Origin of the sequence: Pseudomonas sp. AU11447 (genome assembly GCF_001672555.2) — a bacterium.
In the GTDB taxonomy this organism is placed as follows: domain Bacteria; phylum Pseudomonadota; class Gammaproteobacteria; order Pseudomonadales; family Pseudomonadaceae; genus Pseudomonas; species Pseudomonas nitroreducens.
Genome location: NZ_LZDG02000096.1, coordinates 1 through 16,819 on the forward strand (window position 1 = coordinate 1; position 16,819 = coordinate 16,819).

The window sequence follows — 16,819 nt, forward strand, 5'->3', positions numbered from 1 at the left end:
GCCAACCCGATGCCGCCACCATTGCCACCTCGCCGGAGTACGACAGCATGTATGACGGCGACCGGCAGCGCCTGTCCGAGCAATACATGGAGGAGCGATCACTGAATACCACCCGGCTGGAGGATGCCGAGAATCAGCGCAAGCTAAAACACCTGATCTGCAAGTTCCCCACTGAATGGGCGCGGGAGGACTTTGAAGTTCGGTATGGGTGGCTGAAGCGGGTCGCTGATGGCGGTCCTATGCCGGAAGGGGACTTCCTGAAGCTTGAGAAGCATCATCAGGCGTTGGCGTTTTGGGAGGAGGCTGGTTTAGAGGGGATAGAAAGTAAGCATTGGCATTTCCCTCCTAATAAGTTCATTTACATCTACAGAAAATGTGGATGGTTAAATTCTCAAGAGCTAGCACAATGCATCCCCAGATTCGTAGTTGAACAGACAGCAAGCCAGGGGCAAACCATCTACCCAAGGTCAAAGATAGTTTGGGCTACCGCCCTATCCAGAGCAGATAGATTCAAGGTAGTTACCAATAAGATATTTAGAAAGTACATCATATCCTCAAGCAAGCTGCGAATGTGCTATTTCCTGGCCAACTCCATCCAGGAAACAACATATCTTTCTAGAACATCTGAAGGGGGTGGCCCCACCCTTTCCTATGCACCCTGGTATGGGAGAGGCATGATGCAGTTGACATGGGAAGGGAACTACAAGCTATATACAGAGTTCCGAACAGGGCATCAAACACCAATTTTTAGATCAGAGCTAGAAAGCAATTTGAGCCACGCTTCAGAAAGCGCAGGATTTTACTGGGTAAGCGCTGCAAAAGGCCCCAACCTTGCGATATGCCTAAGCAGGTTCGCAGACAACACACCTGTCTTGGTTAGACAAACTCTTCAGAATATCTGCACGAACTACGACTACACAAATAAAGTCTGCCTAGTCTCTCCAAGCAGCACCGAACATTATACATGCCAGCAATTAGAAGTTGTTGCGCGAGGGGTAAACACCGGAAATCCGAACAGCACCGGAACGGTAAACGGGCTGATTCCAAGGAGAGTGGTGTTTTCAAATTGCCTACTTGTATTAACCGAGACTCAATTTCCCGATGAAAATGGAGGCTCAATGAACCCAGAAATTATAAGCAGGCAAATACCATGAAATTCATAGCCACAATACTTTCAATACTCCTCATCTCTCAAGCAGCACTTGCATTGGAGTGCACGGCCAAAAACAAAAAATATCAAGTTATTGAGTGCAAAATAAATAAATTATGCACCATTGACGGAAATAAAAATATCGAACTAAGCCATGACATATCTGCTGGTGACAAGATTGAATGCAAGGATGTAAATTTTGATGGCTATCAAGACATCATAGTTTCACATCCGCCATCAGGACAGGTTCAATTTTCCTCCGTATTTCTTTACGACAAATCAAAAGATGAATACGTAAAAAATGACAAAATAAGCAATCTGCCTTGCTTGCAAATAGATAAATCAAGGCGAATGGTCTCTGGAACTTGTTTCTCGTCAAGCAATTGCGACAAATGGATAGAACAGTACAAATACCGAAGTGACGGAGAACTTCAATTATCACTTATCAAAGGAACATATTGCGAACCGTCAACCGGGAACGCATTCAGCTACACCGAAACCTATAAGAACGGTCGAATACTTAAAAAGCAAGTAAAAAGGCTGAATGACAAGTGATGATATTGCGGCTTAACCCGTCCTGCTACTGCAGAGATATAGAAACAGAAAGGGGATAGGAAGTATGACACTTCCATTCCCGGAGGACTACACTAGCCGGAGACCATTTAATTGATAAGATCCAAAGTAAATATTTTGACAATTATCTTCATCTCAATGCAAACAGAGGCCGCCCCGTTTTCGGGAGGGCCGTACAGGGAAATATCTAGCGAATCAAAGGCGGAATATACACTATCAGCAAGTAAAGATTGTAAAGTAAGGTTCACAGATAAAAAGAACGAGAAACAGTCCGACACCGATTACTTCGCGCAATATTCCATAATAAAATCCTGGTCGTGCGTCAATGCCGGAGAAGCTCTTCAATATGGATATGAAACCAACGACATCAAGGTAATTTACAATTATAAATACAAAATCTGGGGAATGCATACCTCTAGCCATAAAATCAAAGACCAAAAATCAAATATTTACAATTTAAAATCCAAAGATTCTTACGGCTACTTAGTAACAAATAACGCCCAAAAACTAACATTCCACTTCTGCATGATCCATAACTATCAAGCACTTTGTGGCGACGGAGAAATCTCTACAAAAGACCCCAAAGATGTCGCCCGACTCCAAAATATATTAAAGAGCTTTGATTTTTCTGAATAATCCCAATCACCAAAACAGCCTATCAAAAAACATTAACCCAAGGGCCTACCAAAACCTAGAACATGTCAAATGAAGAAATCTAATATATTCATGCTTCTGGCGACCGCATTTCAATCCAACTCAGCCCTGGCAGACCATGACAGCCAGTACTGCGATGCGAGAGGAGTGTTTCCATCAAACTACAAAACGGAGTGCAAAAAAACAGAGGAAATAACTATAATTACGGCACAACGAAACGTCGAAAAATCCGCATACGCAACAAATTTAGACAACATCCCAACAATTTTAATTATTGGTGACAAACCGCATTTCATTACAAGAAAAATATCATCCTCTAAAATCTATACGGAGCTATTTAATCTACCAACACCTAATAACTCATCGCTCTCCTCATCAACAGCGAGAAAAAAAATCGCGCACCCAGACTGGAAACCAATTGACATGAGAACAATCGAATATAAAGGCGCAAATGAAGAAAACGGACAGACTCTGGTCTGTCTAACGTTATTGAATACAAAAAATAAGACAATCAAAGCATTGATAAAATGCAGCGATTTCTATGAAGAGGACATACAGGAAATAAATAGCCTTGAAAACAACCTGAAATAACCTCACCATGAAAACCCACTCAACCTAAATAAGAATCTGACAGACTTACACCCCCAATCCAACCATAAATATCCGAGCCACTTGAGATTACAAAACAAATCAACCTCTTTTAAACCACCCTTTTAAATCAAAAACCTGCCAACTCAGCCATGACAGGAACAACACACACCAATTCCTCTATGCATTTCCGATGCAACTCTCGGAGACATAAAAACCGAAGTATTATGCTTATGAAAGCACGCCAGCAATAAGCCCAAAACTCACACCCTACCTGTGGCAGCCAGAAACTTATTCAGGGTATGACTGGAGTTTCAAAAACCCAGGCCGTAGAAACCTGAGGTGGTTCGGGCTGATATGTGAATCTGCAGAAAACCTCCCCTTTCTTAAAGAAGACAAGCTCGCAACAGGACTTGGAAACAATGAAATAATTGAATCAAACAAGCGAAAGTGCCCAGCCGAATTTGTTAACGGAAAGTTCACACTCACTCAAGAACTTGATTCGGACAAAAAATATACAATAGAGCGCATTACTAATAGTAACTGGACAGGATTTCTTGTTCTTCATAGATCAAAATCCAAGAACAAGTACGATCAAATGCGTTTCTGTCTTTTGCACGATGACATAGTCTTGATTGGCAGTACTGAAAACATGCAGCCTGCGCCGATGCTAGATGAAAAATTCCGAACAATGGTCATTGAGTTTATAAATTCAATTAAATTTCAATGACAAAGAATAACTATCGAATTTATATTCAAATTCGAGCCCTGAAAAAATGGAAATTCTAGAGAAGAAAATAAATATTCTGCTTTTCGCACAAAACAAAGAAAGGGGACTAGTTTATTTTTCGCACTCTCTCTTTTCTCACCAATCGGATATAGAGCAGAAAAATATATCCACCCCTTTCGCACTCTAATAAACATGCAAGTACCAGAATGAAAATAAAACCAAATCTATTAGCAATTTCCATTCTTACCTTTTTGATTTGCGCCCCCGCCAGAGCAGAGACTATTGACTTCTCCCCGTCAAGCAGTAGCAAAGCCATGATAAAAATCAAAAACAACGGAATTGAAATACTTAACGACGATATCTTGAAAGAGAAAATAGCATTTGATACCGAAAGACCATTGAACATCGAAATTGCTGATTATAATTTTGACAAAATCCTAGACTTTTCCATATGGCATTCCGACGATGGAATGGGGACGCACAATATATACAGGATATTTCTATACGACAAAAAAACCAAAACCTTCTCTGAAGCACAATCCAAGTGTGGAGACGAGTTCATAAACATCAGAGCAGACAAAAAAACAAAGACAATCGCAAGCACCATATTTGAAGACAACATCCCAAAGCTCTGCCACACAAAACTATAGAAACTTGGGAATACACTGGCTTACTAGCACCCTGCTCCAACACCAACCGTACCTATGGCAAAAGTGCGTCCACCTTTTTCAGCCCCCAAGAATACAAAAGGCCCAGCAAGTTCCCCCGCCGGGCCTTTTCATTTCCGCACCCCGCAATTAGCAGGTGCAGCACATCATCGGCATGCCGTTGCAGCTCATCATCATGGGCATGCCGCAGTCCATCATTTTGTTCATCAGCATGCAGCAGTTCTTCAGCATGTCCATGCTCATGCCCTGCATCGGCATCATCTTGCACAGCATCATGTCGCCCTGCAGGGAGCACTCCATCATGCACTTCATGGCGGGCATGCCCATGTTCATGCCCATCATCGGCATCTGCATCATCGGGTTCATCATGCCCATCATCGGCATCATGGCCATGGCGGATTGGGACATGCACATCATCATCAAGTTGCCGCAGTGCATCATCATCGGCATGCCGCAGTTCATCATCATCGCCATCATCTCGGCGCTGTTGCGGAACATGGCCATTTCCATGCCCATGGCCGGCTTCATGCGGCACATCATGCCGTCGTCGAGCATCTCGCACTCCATGGTCGCCATCATCATCGGCATGCCCATCATCGGCATCATGGCGTTGGTGTTCATCGGCATCTGCATGGCGTTCATCATGGTGGAGCTCCCTGAATCGATTGGAATGAAGTGCTGCGAATGGGGCCGATTCTAGAAAGGCGCGGCGACGGGACAAGATGGCGGGGAAACGGAGGTTTCTGGCGTGCCTTCTCGCGGTTCTGGTTCGATGATGGCGGCGTTGTTCGTCATGGTTTCAATTGCGACGTTTCAACGGCGTTAAAAGAATCCTTGAAGTGAATTTCGGCAACATGGATATCCCATCCAGTGCTTAGCAAAGAACCGTAGTGAATATTGAATCTAACCAGCTCGCAAAAACTTCGCCTCGGGCGGCTATCCGCGTCCTAGAGCGCTTCCATGGCAATTCACGAGTCTCGAATCCCGGTATATGAGAATGCGTTTTTAATATTTAAGGAAATAACAGACGAGCTTCTATAGTGGCGGTTTGGTTCAACTCTCATCACCGCAAGGAAGTCCCATGCTCCGCCACCTGCTCGCCGCCAGCCTCGCCCTGGCGCTGTTCGGCTGCGCCACCCCGCCCGCTCCTTCCGTCCATACCACCAACCCTTCCACCTCCACACTGCAGGGCGACCCCACGCGGCCGGCGCAGGCGCAGTGGCTGCGCACCGAGTTGTATTTCGCGCTGGGCCAGGAGGACGGCAAGGAAAAGATAAGCGAGCAGCGCTGGCGGCAGTTCCTCGATCAGGAAGTGACGCCGCGCTTCCCGGACGGCTTCACCGCCTACGACGCGTACGGCCAGTGGCGTGACCATGGCGCGCCGGCGCCGGAGCGCTTGAGCACCAAGGTGATCGTGATCCTGCATGAAGACAGCGCGGCGCGCGGCCAGGACATCGAGGCGATCCGCCTGGCGTGGAAGCGCATCACCGGCGACCTTTCCGTGCTGCGGCTGTCGCAACCGGCTCAGGTGTCCTTCTGATGAGCGAATTCCGCGAAACGCTATACGAGGGTTACGCGCAGGCGCTGAGCGTCGATGAGCCGATCTACCAGGGCAACACCGGCCAACAGGCCGTGCAGGTATTCCGCAATCGACTCTTCGGCCGCGTGCTGACGCTGGATGGCGTGGTGCAGACCACCGAGGCCGACGAGTTCGTCTACCACGAGATGCTCGCCCATGTGCCGATCCTCGCCCATGGCGCGGTGCGCCGCGTGCTGGTGATCGGCGTGGGCGATGGCGGCATCCTGCGGGAGATCGTGCGGCATGCCGGTATCGAGGAAATCGTCGCGGTGGAGATCGACCCACAGGTGGTCGAGCTGTGCCGCGAGCTGCTGCCGAATCACTCGGCCGGTGCGCTGGACGACCCGCGCCTGCGATTGATCTACGCCGACGGCCTGGAATACCTCGCGCAGAGCCGGGAGAGTTTCGACCTGATCCTCTGCGATTCGACTGATCCGGGCGGCCCTGCGGCGAGCCTGTTCACCGACGCCTTCTACCGCAACTGCCAGCAACGCCTCGGCGCCAGCGGCATCCTTGCCACGCAGAATGGCGTGCCCTTCCTCCAGCCCGAAGAGCTGGGCGGCACGGCGCGGCGGCTGGCCGACAACTTCGCCGACTGGGGTTTCTTCCATGCCGCGGTGCCAACCTACATCGGCGGCAGCATGGCCTTCGGCTGGGCGTCGAACAGCGAGAAGGTCCGCCGCACCGACCTGGAAACCCTGCGCCAGCGCTTTGCGAAAAGCGGCCTGGTGACCCGCTACTACACCCCCGAGGTGCACCAGGCGGCATTCGCCCTGCCGCGCTACATGCTCGACCTGATCGAGGCCGGGCTTCAGCGCGACAGCTGAGGGTTGTCCAGGCGCTGCGGCGTCCAGTCCGGGTCGCGGGCGCGCACCGGGCTGCTGACCTGCAGCACCGCGGTGCCGAAGCGCTGCTTGAAGTCGGCGCCGATCTGCGCCAGCGCCTGGCGGGTGTAGGGGTTGTCGGCGTGGATGAGGATCAGCATCCGCGACGGCAACTTCTCCGGCCCGCCACTGGGGCCGCGCCACTGGCCGTGCAGGTCGAGCCAGCTGAGGCCATCGGGGAAACGCGGCGTCACCTCGCGGGCGAGGAAATCCTCCCACTGCGACAGTTCCACCGCCTCCAGGTACAGCTCGGTGCGCAGCATGCGCCGGCCGCTGGCTTCGCCACCGCTGGCGCTATTGGCTGCCGGCTCGTTCAGCCACAGGCCGATCAACGCCGCCAGCAACACGACGATGGCGCAATCGCGCCACAAGCGTTTCCTGCGCATCAGGCGCCCTCCTCCTGCCAGCTGGCAGACGACGCCGTGCGCGAACGCAGCAGCAGTTGCAGCACCGCGCCCAGCGCCAGTACACCCACACCGAGCAGCGCGCCCCAACCGACAAAGGCGACGCTGGAATACAGCATGTACAGGCACACCGCGAGGAAGCCCAGCGGCAGCCATGGGTAGAGCGGCACGCGGATCGGCCGGGGCACTTCCGGGTGGCGGCGGCGCAGGACGATCAGCGCCACGCTGCTCAGGCTGAGGAACAGCCAGTACACCGGTGTCATGTACTCCACCATGGTGTTGAAGCCGTGGCCGCTCCAGCCGCCGACCGCGATCAGCAGCAGCGCCACCAGCCCCTCGGCCAGCAGTGCGGCGCGCGGTACGCCGTGGCGCACGTCCCAGCGGCCGAGCACCCGCAGCGCCGGCACATCGCTGGCGGCGGCGTAGGTGGTGCGGCTGCCGACGATCAGCGTGGAGTTGATGCTGGCGACGGCGGACACCACCACCACTGCCATGATCAGGCCGATACCCGGTGCGCCAAAGGCCAGCCCGAGCAGTTCCAGCGCCGGCGCACCGCTGGCGGCGAGGCCGTCGAAACCCAGCCCGCGAATGAACGCCCAGTTCAGCGCCAGATAGATCAGCAGCAGGGCCGCCAGCGCGCCGAGCATGGCAGTGAAGATGCCCCGGCGGTTGTCGCGCAGTTCTGCCGACAGCGTGGCCGCATCGCTCCAGCCACCGAAGGCGAGGAAGACGTAGATCAGCGCGGCGGAGAACCCGGCGACACCGACCTGCTCCGGCTCCACTGGCGCCACGGGTGATGGAACGAAGCCGCGCCACTCCAGCCACAGGCCGGCGCCGACGATCCCCAGGAAGCCGGCAGCGACCAGCACCACCAGGCCGGCCTGGGTGCCGAAGCTCACCCGCCAGCCGATGAGGTTCAGCGCCACCAGTGCGGCGACCAATCCACCGGCCAGCAGTACGTTGCCCAACTGGCCGAGGCCGAGCAAGGCGCTGAAGTGATCGGCGAAGAGGAAGGCCATCAGCGCGATCCAGCCGGTATGCAGGATGGCGAAGCGCGACCAGGCGAACAGGAAGCCCACCCGCTGGCCGTAGGCGCGTTCGAGGAAGTGGTAGTCGCCACCCGGATGGGCAAAGGCCGAGGCCATCTCCACGTAGCACAGGGCGCCGACCATCGACAGCAGGCCGCCGAGAATCCACACCAGGTAGAAGTGCTCCTGGCCGACGTTGAGCGCCACGGTGGGCGCGGTCTTGAGGATGTCGCTGGTAATCACCATGCCCAGCGTCAGCAGCAGCGCGTGGACGGCGCCCAGGTGCCGGCGCGGGCCGGCCGGCTTGTCAGCGGCGAAGTTGTCAGCCATGAATCGGCTCCGGAAGTAGTAAGGGCCGCGATGCGGCCCCTGGATTTTCAAAAGCGCAGATCAGAACGAATAGCTCGCGCGGGCGTAGTAGTACGCGCCGTTGGAGCCGATCGGCGAGAGCACGTCGTACGGCAGGTTGCCGCCGTAGTTGATCTCCGAGCCGGAGCGTTCCGGGTAGTTGTCGGTGAGGTTGTTGCCGCCCACCGCCAGGCTGAACTGCGGGGTGAACTTGTAGGCCACCTCGGCATCCAGCTGCCACACCGCGCCGTAGGTCTGCTCCGGGTGGTAACCATCGCCGAAGTCGAACACGCGGGTGGTCTCGCCCTGCCGGGTCAACCGGCCGAGCAGGTTCCACTGCGCATCGCTCCAGGTGGTGGTGAGGATGAAGCGATCCCTGGGCGCGGCGTCGGTCAGGGTGTTGCGTTCCTCCACGCCCACCAGCGCGTCCTCGCCGATACCCAGGTTGGAGAGCTGCTGCGGAGTGGCCTTGGTGCTGCGCACCTTGGTGTGGTTGTAGGTGTATGCGGTGGTCACGCCCAACTGGCCGCCGACGAAGGGCTGGTGGTAGTTGAGTACCAGCTCGGCGCCATCGGTGCGGGTGTCGGCGGCGTTGGTGAAGAAGTTCACGTCATGCACGCCGGCCACGCCGAAGTTGTCCTGGATGAACTGCTCCATGGCGTCGCTGCCGATGCGCTGGGACAGGGTGATGCGGTCGTCGACGTCGATGCGGAACACGTCGAAGGACAGGTCGAAGCGCTCGTTGAGCTGCGCGGTCAGGCCCAGGCTGAAGTTCTTCGAGGTCTCCGGGTCGAGCTTCTCGGCGCCCAGCGCGCGGGCGATCGGGTCGTTCACCGAGAGCACGCGGATGTCGGTGAGCGTGCCGCCGTCGCCGAAGTTGCTGGTGGTGTTCTGGAAGCCGACCTGGGCCAGCGATGGCGCGCGGAAGTTGGTGGACGCCGCGCCGCGCAGGGCCAGCACCGGGGTCAACTGGTAGCGCCCGCTGAGCTTGCCGGTAAGCTTGCTGCCGGCGTCGTCGTAGCGCTCCCAGCGCGCAGCGGCGTCGACGAAGAACTGGTCGGTGAGGTCGCCCGACAGGTCGATGTAGGTGCCGAAGACGTTGCGGTCGATGTCCGACTCTTCGCTGGGACGCAGGCCCGCCGCCCCATCCGCCCCGACGCCGTAGTACGAGGCCTCGTCGCCGGCGGTGGTGATGTAGTTTTCGTAGCGGTACTCGCCACCGAGCGCGAGCACGAACGGCCGCCCGGCAAGGCTCAGCTCGCGGCTGAGGTCGAGGTTGGCGACGCTCTGGCGCAGCTCGTAGTCGCCGGTGTCGAAGCGGGTCGGCGTGTCTTCGCCGAGCGATGCGTTGAGGGTGCGTCGGGTCGAGGATTCGAAGCGGTTGCGGCCGTGGGTGACGCTGGCGTCGTAATCCCAGGTCTCGGCGATCAGGCCCTTGTAGCCGACTGTTGCGGACAGGTCGGTGTTGTCGCCCAGGGACTGCGGCAGGTAGCCGTTGGGGTAGATCTCCGGGTGTTCGTCCGGGTAGCGGTAGAACTCCGCGCCGGTGGTGTGGCGCTCGTTGTACAGGCCGAAGGAGTAGAGCTTGCCGCCGCCCAGGGCGAGGTCGCCGTTGAACCAGGCGTTGACGTCACGTGCCAGGCCATCACCCATCACGTAGTTGCGCTGGCCGGGGGTGTCGGCGAAGCCATCGTAGCCGGCGCGGTTGGTCGGCTCGCGGTTGATGAACTCGGCGCCGCCACGGATGAAACCGTCTTCGCCCAGGCGGGTGCCGGCCTTGGCCGCGGTATAGGAGTTCTGCCCGTCGGTGGTGGTCTTGCCGATGGCGTCCTGGTGGGTGTGGTAAGCGCCGTAGCTGGTGGTTACCTCGCCGCCTTCGGGGGCATCGTCGAGGATGATGTTGATCACCCCGGCGATAGCGTCGGAGCCGTACTGCGCCCCGGCGCCGTCGCGCAGTACTTCGATGCGTTTGATGGCGCTGATGGGGATCGAGTTGAAGTCTACCGGCGCGGTGCCGCGGCCGATCTTCGAGGAGTCGTTGACCAGCGCCGAGGTGTGCTGGCGCTTGCCGTTGATCAGCACCAGCACCTGGTCCGGGCTCATGCCGCGCAACTGGGCGGCGCGCACGTGGTCGGCGCCACCGGAGTTGGACTGGCGCGGGAAGTTGAAGGACGGCAGTAGCGTCGCCAGGGCCTGGCCCAGTTCGCCGCCGACGGCGCCGGTGGATTGCAGGTCCTGCGCCGTGAGCACGTCCACCGGTACGGGGGAATCCAGCAGGGTGCGGTTGTTTCCGCGGGCGCCGGTGACCAGCACGGTCTCCAGCTTGGTGGTGGCCTCGGGGGTCGACGAACTTTCGTCGGCATGCGCGGAGGCCTGGGCGATGACCGAGGCCACCGCAACGGCAATAAGGGAACGGGATAACACGCGAAATACTCCTGTCTCGCTTAAAGAGCGCCACTCGCCGTTGGCGGCGAGTCCGGAACTCCGCTTTTTGGGTTCTTTTGACTTGAGCGGTTGGTGTCGGAAGTCCGGAAACCGCGAGCGACTGTTCCCCTCAGGGTGGAGAAAACAGTGCTCGGGAAAACGCTCCAGGTGTCACGGCCGGTCTCTCTTCGTGATGAGCGAAAAGGCGCGGCTCTCGGTATCGCGGGTCATCCCTGACCCGATGGGGAAGGCGTCATCCTAGCTAGTGGCAGATTGCTTTTAAACGAATAAAAAATGCTTTGGTTATAACTAGTTACCCTGTTCGCCAAGCAACATCGGCCAGTGTTGCCAGGGCAACAGTGCATGCCTTCAGTCGAAGGCTTTTCGCGTCCATTCGTCCTCGGGAATATCCAGCGCCGCGCCGGAGAATCGCTCCTCGCGGAACGGGTCAGCCTCATTGTGGAAGCCGTTGCGCTCCCAGAATCCGGGCCGGTCGGTGTCGCTGAATTCCAGCTCGCGCAACCACTTCGCGCTCTTCCAGAAATAGCGCCCGGCGATCACCAGGCGCAGCGGCCAGCCATGCACCGGGGTCAACGGTTCACCGGCGTAGTGCGTGGCGAGCAGGCTGTCCGGACGCAGCAGTTCTGCCAGCGGCAGGTTGGTCTCGTAGTCGTGGTCGGCATGGGCCACGACGAACTGCCCGGTCGGTCGCACGCCGTAATGATCGAGCAGGTCGGCGAGATGCACGCCTCGCCATGAGGTGTCGAACTTCGACCAGCGCGTGACGCAATGGATGTCGCAGACCAGTTCGCGCTGCGGCAGCGCCAGCAGGTCGTCGAGGCTCAGCTCCAGCGATTGCGGCCCAGGATTTTGCCCAGACAACACACCGCTGAGCCGCAGGCGCCAGGTTTCACGCTCGTACTCCGGCACCTCGCCTTCATGGAGAATCGGGAAGCGCTCGGTCAGCACCTGCCCCGGCGGCAAGCGTTCGCCGTAACGCGGGTCGCCCGCCGGCGAGCGTGCCTTCTGCAGGCGCCTGGCCTTGTCGTGCATCCCCGAGCCCTCAGTTTGCCAACGGAATCCACGGCGCCTGCGCGACCTTCTGCGCCTCGCCGAAGGCCGGCACCTTGCGCGCCAGGTCGCGGACGTTCTTCACGTCCAGGTCGAGCAGTTGCTGGCGGGTGATCAGGGTCGGTGGCACCAGCACCTGCTCGCCCGGATTTTCCCCGGCGATGCGCAGGGCCAGGCTGCGCACACTGATGGCCCCGGCTACTTCCGGGTTGACCGCGGCGGTGGCGCTCCAGGCGCTGCCCTCCTCCTTCATGATCTGGATGTCGGCGGTGGAAATGTCGGCGCTATAGATCTTCACCTGCTTGCCCAGGCCGGCTTCGTCCACGGCGATCTTCACGCCCTTGGCGAACTCGTCGAAGGGCGCGAAGAACACGCTGATGCCAGGATTGGCGCGCAACACTGCGCTGGCCTGGTCGGCCACCGAGTTGGCAATCGGCGCATTCAGCGTACCGAAGCGCGCCTTCTCGACGATGCCGGGGTTCTCGGCCTTCACCTGGCGCCAGATTTCGTCGCGGCGCTCCATGGGGGTGAAACCGTCGATGTACACGTAGCCGGCCTCGAAGGCCTTGCCGTTGTCCTGCAGCACCTGCTTGAGCGCCAGGCGCGCCAGCTCGCGGTGGTCCTGCTCGACGCGGGTGATGCGCGGGTCGTTCACGTCGACGTCGAAGGTGACCACCTTGATGCCCTTGGCCAGCGCCTTGTCGATGGAATCCTTGAGCGTCTCGGCGAGGCCGAGCTGAACGATGATGCCGTCCACGCCCAGGTCGATGGCCTGCTCCAGCATCTCGCGCTGGGTGGCCGCCTGCTGGCGGGCATCGAACACGCGCAACTTCACGTCCAGCGCGTTGGCCTGCTTCTCCACGCCGCGCAGGTAGGCTTCCGGGAAGTCACCGGAGAACAGGTAACCGACCAGCGCGATCTGCACACCGCCCTTGTCGAAAGGTGCCGGCGCGCCGGACAGGCCAGCCGCTTCGGCGGTCGCTGCGCCGGACAACAACAGCCCGGCGGCGAGCAGCGCGCGCAGGGACTTGGCGGGGGTGAACTTCATCCGTTGAATCTCCGAAAAAGGTAAGTGATCAGCGCCCGCGCCGGGCCAGACCGAAGGTGAACATCAAGGCCGAAACGAGGACCGCACCCTTGACGAAGTCCTGGGCGTAGTAAGGCGCGTTGAGCATGGTCAGGCCGTTGAGCAGGGTCGCGACCAACACCGCGCCCACCAATGTCCCGAAGGCATTGGGCTTCTGCGCGCCGAGCACCGCGAAACCGATCAGCGCGGCGCCAAGAGCATCGAGCACCAGCCCGTTGCCGGAGCTGACATCGCCGCGTCCGAGTCGCGCTGCCAAGAGCAACCCACCCAGGGACGCGAGCAGCGCCGAGAGCACGTAGGCGAGCAGCTTGTAGCGCTCCACCGGTGCACCGGCGAGGCGCGCGGCCTGCTCGTTGCCGCCGATGGCGTAGAACAGCCGGCCCGGCCGGGTACGTTCGAGGAACAGCCAGACCAGCAGCGCACAGCCGAGCATCACTACCACGGGCACCGGCACGCGGTCCCACAACTGTGCGCGGCCGAGAGCAAGGAACCAGCTGGCGAAGGCGCCCGGCGCTTCGTCGCCGTTGGGCAGGGTCATACCGACGGCGATGGAGCGGCCGCCGGTGGGGATCAGTTGCACACCGACCACCAGGAACATGCTGCCCAGGGTGGCGAGGATGTCCGGCACGCGCATGCGCACGATCAGCCAGCCGTTGAGCAACCCGACCAGGGTGCCGAGGCCGAGGCTGATGAGGATTGCCGCCAGCGGCCCCCAGTCCAGCACCACCATCACGTAGCTGGCAGTCATCAGGCTCAGTGCGGCGACGGCACCGATGGACAGGTCCAGCCCGCCCACGGCCATGCTCAGGGTCACGCCCAGGGCGAGCAGCGCGACGATGGACACCGACTGCAACACCAGGAACAGATTGCCGACCCGCAGGAAAGCCGGCTCCAGCAGCGCGAATACCAGCACCAGCACAGCCAGCAGCAGGAGCAGCGCGTAGTGGATGAGGAAGTCGAGCAGGCGTGCGACGGAGGACGTCGCCGGGCTGCCCACTGCAGTTCTAGACACGCGCGGCTCCTTGGCGTGAAGAGTGGAATTGGGCTGGCGCCAGGTGGGCGACGATCTCGCTGCGTTGCAGGTCCTGCCGGGGCAGCTCGGCGACCACCGCGCCGTCGCGCACGACAAGGATGCGGTCGGCAATTTCCAGGGCTTCGTCCGGGTCGCTGCAGATCACCAGCGTGGCGCGGCCGGCGGCACTGGCGCGGATACGTTGGCCAATGTCACGGCGGGCGCGCACGTCGACGCCCTGGAAGGGTTCGTCGAGGATCAGCACCCGGCCCTGCCCCAGCAGCCATCGGGCAAGAATGACCTTCTGCTGGTTGCCGCCGGAAAGCAGCTCCAGGGGATGTTCCGGGCCCGGCCCCTTGATGCCGAGCGCTTCGATCTGCCCGGCCACCTCGGCGCGCTCGGCGTTGCGGTCGATGAAACCGCAGCGCGAGAAGCGGCGCAGGAACGGCAACGTCATGCTGGCGCGCACCGAGAAGCCCGGCACCCGCGAGTTGCGCGCGCGGTCCTCGGCGGCGAAGAACACCCCGGCGGCGATGGCTTCCCGTGGCGAACGCGGTTGCCAGTCACGGCCATCGAGGCGGATCGATCCAGCGTGCTGCCGACGCAAGCCGAACAGCACTTCGGCGATCTCGCTCTTGCCCGCGCCGAGCAGGCCGGTCAGGGCGACCACTTCGCCTTCGTGCAGGTCCAGGTCGAATACTGCGCTGTGCGCTTCAAGCTGCCAGTCGCACAGGGACAGCACCTTCGCGCCGCGCTGCAAAGGCTGCAATTGGACCTCGCCCAGCGCGGCGCCGAGCATGGATTCGACGGCCGCGGCGAGGTCCAGCGGCGACTCGAATTCGCCTACCAGGCGCCCGTCACGCAGCACCAGCGCGCGGTCCGCCACACGTTGCAAATCCGTTAGCCGATGAGAGATGTAGAGGATCGCCACGCCGCGTTCGCGCAGGTGGTCGATGAGATGGAACAGACGCTCGGCCTCGAGGGTCGACAGAGATGCCGTGGGCTCGTCGAGGATCAGCAGGCGTGGCTTTAGCGCCAGCGCACGGGACAGGATCACCAGTTGCCGCTCGGCAGTGCCCAGGGTTTCGATGGGTGCCTGCAGCGGCAGGCGCAGCTCCAGCGCGGCAGCAATTTCAGCGGCGCGCTTCAGCGCTTCGTCTGGGCGGAAAAGGAACGAGCCGGTGGCGCCGCAGAGTTCGTCCAGCAGGAGATTCTCCGCGACGCTCAGGCCGGGCACCACGCCCTGCTCCACCTGCTGGTGCACCGCGACTATGCCGTGGCGGCGGGCGTCCTGGGGCGAGGCGAAACGAACCGGCTTGCCATCGATCAGCAAGTGTCCGGCATCGTGGCTGTGGGAACCGGCGAGAATCTTCACCAGCGTCGACTTGCCCGCGCCATTGGCACCGAGCAGGGCTAGCACTTCGCCGGGGCGGATTTCCAGGTCCAGGTCGACCAGCACGCGGTTCTCGGCAAAGGACTTGCCGACGCCTTCGAGGCGGAAGAATGCAGCGCAAGCGGGCTGGGCAGACATGGGACTCTCGATAGGACGCGAAAGAGCGAGAGCGTCATTTCAGAGCTTCGCCGTTGGACTGAGCGGCGATTCTTTTATAATCTCAAACTATGCATCAACTAATTTTTAATATCGTTTATGCATATGCTAACAACCGCCCGAGCGAGGCGCGCGCACTGTTCGCCCAGCAACAGCAGCCCGAGAAAAACGGCTGACGCGACGCAGACCGCGCGGGTAGCATCCAAGGCATTCAACCCACAAGGTGAGCACTCGAGATGGCGAACGATACCTACACTCCCCCCCGCGTCTGGACCTGGGAAAAGAGCAACGGCGGCGCCTTCGCCAGCATCAACCGGCCCATCGCCGGCCCGACCCACGACAAGCAGCTGCCGCGCGGCAAGCACCCGCTGCAGCTGTATTCGCTGGCCACGCCCAACGGCGTGAAGGTCACCATCCTGCTCGAGGAACTGCTGGAGCTGGGCGTGACCGAAGCCGAGTACGACGCCTGGCCGATCAGGATCAGCGACGGCGACCAGTTCGGCAGCGGTTTCGTCGAGATCAACCCGAACTCGAAGATCCCCGCCCTGCTGGACACCAGCGTCGATCCGGAACTGCGCATCTTCGAATCCGGTTCGATCCTGGTCTACCTCGCGGAGAAGTTCGGCCACTTCCTGCCCAGGGACCTGGCCAAGCGCACCGAGACGCTGAACTGGCTGTTCTGGCAGATGGGCAGCGCGCCCTTCCTCGGCGGCGGCTTCGGCCACTTCTACGCCTACGCGCCGGAGAAGTACGAGTACCCGATCAACCGCTACGCCATGGAGGTCAAGCGCCAGCTCGACGTGCTCGACCGCCAGCTGGCCGAAAACCGCTACATCGCCGGCGATGAATACAGCATCGCCGACATGGCGATCTGGCCCTGGTACGGCGCGCTGCTGAACAACCAGGTGTACGAAGCCGCCGAATTCCTCGACGTGGAAAGCTACACCCACGTGCGCCGCTGGACCGACGAAATCGCCGCGCGCCCGGCGGTGCAGCGCGGGCGCCGAGTGAACCGTACCTGGGGCGATGATGCGTTACCGGAGCGGCACAGTGCTGAGGATTTCACGCGC

General features: G+C 59.3%; 15 protein-coding genes. 7 read left to right on the top strand and 8 right to left on the bottom strand.

The window, feature by feature from the left end; translation table 11 throughout:
• The 4 genes from A6723_RS31990 to A6723_RS30775 all read left to right on the top strand — a co-directional run.
• On the top strand, positions 1–1,154 hold a 1,154-nt coding region (locus A6723_RS31990), incomplete at its 5' end, for a hypothetical protein (protein ID WP_218188788.1).
• A complete protein-coding gene (locus A6723_RS31995; protein WP_139093112.1) occupies positions 1,151–1,705 on the top strand; it encodes a hypothetical protein in 555 nt (184 codons plus the stop codon). The genes A6723_RS31990 and A6723_RS31995, both read left to right, overlap by 4 nt.
• 723 nt (positions 1,706–2,428) lie before the next feature.
• Positions 2,429–2,968, top strand: coding sequence for a hypothetical protein (locus tag A6723_RS32000; RefSeq protein ID WP_139093113.1), 540 nt, complete (start codon positions 2,429–2,431; stop codon positions 2,966–2,968).
• Between the two features lie 1,041 nt (positions 2,969–4,009).
• Positions 4,010–4,345, top strand: coding sequence for a hypothetical protein (locus tag A6723_RS30775; RefSeq protein ID WP_054908548.1), 336 nt, complete (start codon positions 4,010–4,012; stop codon positions 4,343–4,345).
• A 147-nt stretch (positions 4,346–4,492) separates the two neighbouring features.
• Here the strand turns inward: A6723_RS30775 and A6723_RS31560 are convergent, their stop codons facing one another.
• Positions 4,493–5,008 (bottom strand): hypothetical protein, encoded by a 516-nt coding sequence (locus A6723_RS31560; protein WP_054908547.1) that lies wholly within the window; start codon positions 5,006–5,008, stop codon positions 4,493–4,495.
• Between the two features lie 436 nt (positions 5,009–5,444).
• On the opposite strand from A6723_RS31560, the gene A6723_RS30785 reads away from it, so the two are divergent.
• Both A6723_RS30785 and speE read left to right on the top strand, forming a co-directional pair.
• Positions 5,445–5,903: a DUF3574 domain-containing protein gene (locus tag A6723_RS30785; protein ID WP_054908546.1), complete on the top strand. Its 459-nt coding sequence runs from the start codon at positions 5,445–5,447 to the stop codon at positions 5,901–5,903.
• The gene (gene speE, locus A6723_RS30790) at positions 5,903–6,769 is read left to right on the top strand and encodes a polyamine aminopropyltransferase (RefSeq protein ID WP_054908545.1); all 867 of its coding nucleotides are present in this window, start codon (positions 5,903–5,905) and stop codon (positions 6,767–6,769) included. Before A6723_RS30785 ends, speE begins: the two co-directional genes overlap by 1 nt.
• Here speE and A6723_RS30795 read toward each other — a convergent pair.
• The 7 genes from A6723_RS30795 to A6723_RS30825 form a co-directional block, all read right to left on the bottom strand.
• Positions 6,754–7,212, bottom strand: a complete 459-nt coding sequence (locus A6723_RS30795) for a DUF3574 domain-containing protein (RefSeq protein WP_054908544.1) — start codon at positions 7,210–7,212, stop codon at positions 6,754–6,756. The two genes, speE and A6723_RS30795, sit on opposite strands and share 16 nt — an antisense overlap.
• Positions 7,212–8,588 (bottom strand): APC family permease, encoded by a 1,377-nt coding sequence (locus tag A6723_RS30800; protein ID WP_054908543.1) that lies wholly within the window; start codon positions 8,586–8,588, stop codon positions 7,212–7,214. The genes A6723_RS30795 and A6723_RS30800 overlap by 1 nt, the downstream gene beginning before the upstream one ends.
• Before the next feature lie 60 nt (positions 8,589–8,648).
• Positions 8,649–11,030, bottom strand: coding sequence for a TonB-dependent siderophore receptor (locus A6723_RS30805; RefSeq protein WP_054908542.1), 2,382 nt, complete (start codon positions 11,028–11,030; stop codon positions 8,649–8,651).
• Between the two features lie 369 nt (positions 11,031–11,399).
• Positions 11,400–12,083 carry a molybdopterin-dependent oxidoreductase gene (locus A6723_RS30810; protein WP_054908541.1) on the bottom strand — a complete coding sequence of 228 codons (684 nt, stop codon included), beginning with the start codon at positions 12,081–12,083 and terminating at the stop codon, positions 11,400–11,402.
• 10 nt (positions 12,084–12,093) lie between these two features.
• Positions 12,094–13,149 (bottom strand): substrate-binding domain-containing protein, encoded by a 1,056-nt coding sequence (locus A6723_RS30815; protein ID WP_054908540.1) that lies wholly within the window; start codon positions 13,147–13,149, stop codon positions 12,094–12,096.
• Between the two features lie 28 nt (positions 13,150–13,177).
• Positions 13,178–14,200, bottom strand: a complete 1,023-nt coding sequence (locus tag A6723_RS30820; protein ID WP_054908539.1) for an ABC transporter permease — start codon at positions 14,198–14,200, stop codon at positions 13,178–13,180.
• Positions 14,193–15,731 (bottom strand): sugar ABC transporter ATP-binding protein, encoded by a 1,539-nt coding sequence (locus A6723_RS30825; RefSeq protein WP_054908538.1) that lies wholly within the window; start codon positions 15,729–15,731, stop codon positions 14,193–14,195. The genes A6723_RS30820 and A6723_RS30825 overlap by 8 nt, the downstream gene beginning before the upstream one ends.
• Positions 15,732–15,985: 254 nt before the next feature.
• Between A6723_RS30825 and yghU the strand changes: the two genes are divergently transcribed.
• Positions 15,986–16,819: glutathione-dependent disulfide-bond oxidoreductase (yghU, locus tag A6723_RS30830; protein WP_054908537.1), on the top strand; the 834-nt coding region annotated here is incomplete at its 3' end.

Coding starts and splice junctions, on each gene's coding strand:
- A6723_RS31995 (WP_139093112.1), top strand. CDS start 1,151: ATGAAATTCATAGCCACAATACTTTCAATACTCCTCATCTCTCAAGCA.
- A6723_RS32000 (WP_139093113.1), top strand. CDS start 2,429: ATGAAGAAATCTAATATATTCATGCTTCTGGCGACCGCATTTCAATCC.
- A6723_RS30775 (WP_054908548.1), top strand. CDS start 4,010: ATGATAAAAATCAAAAACAACGGAATTGAAATACTTAACGACGATATC.
- A6723_RS31560 (WP_054908547.1), bottom strand. CDS start 5,008: ATGATGAACGCCATGCAGATGCCGATGAACACCAACGCCATGATGCCG.
- A6723_RS30785 (WP_054908546.1), top strand. CDS start 5,445: ATGCTCCGCCACCTGCTCGCCGCCAGCCTCGCCCTGGCGCTGTTCGGC.
- speE (WP_054908545.1), top strand. CDS start 5,903: ATGAGCGAATTCCGCGAAACGCTATACGAGGGTTACGCGCAGGCGCTG.
- A6723_RS30795 (WP_054908544.1), bottom strand. CDS start 7,212: ATGCGCAGGAAACGCTTGTGGCGCGATTGCGCCATCGTCGTGTTGCTG.
- A6723_RS30800 (WP_054908543.1), bottom strand. CDS start 8,588: ATGGCTGACAACTTCGCCGCTGACAAGCCGGCCGGCCCGCGCCGGCAC.
- A6723_RS30810 (WP_054908541.1), bottom strand. CDS start 12,083: ATGCACGACAAGGCCAGGCGCCTGCAGAAGGCACGCTCGCCGGCGGGC.
- A6723_RS30815 (WP_054908540.1), bottom strand. CDS start 13,149: ATGAAGTTCACCCCCGCCAAGTCCCTGCGCGCGCTGCTCGCCGCCGGG.
- A6723_RS30825 (WP_054908538.1), bottom strand. CDS start 15,731: ATGTCTGCCCAGCCCGCTTGCGCTGCATTCTTCCGCCTCGAAGGCGTC.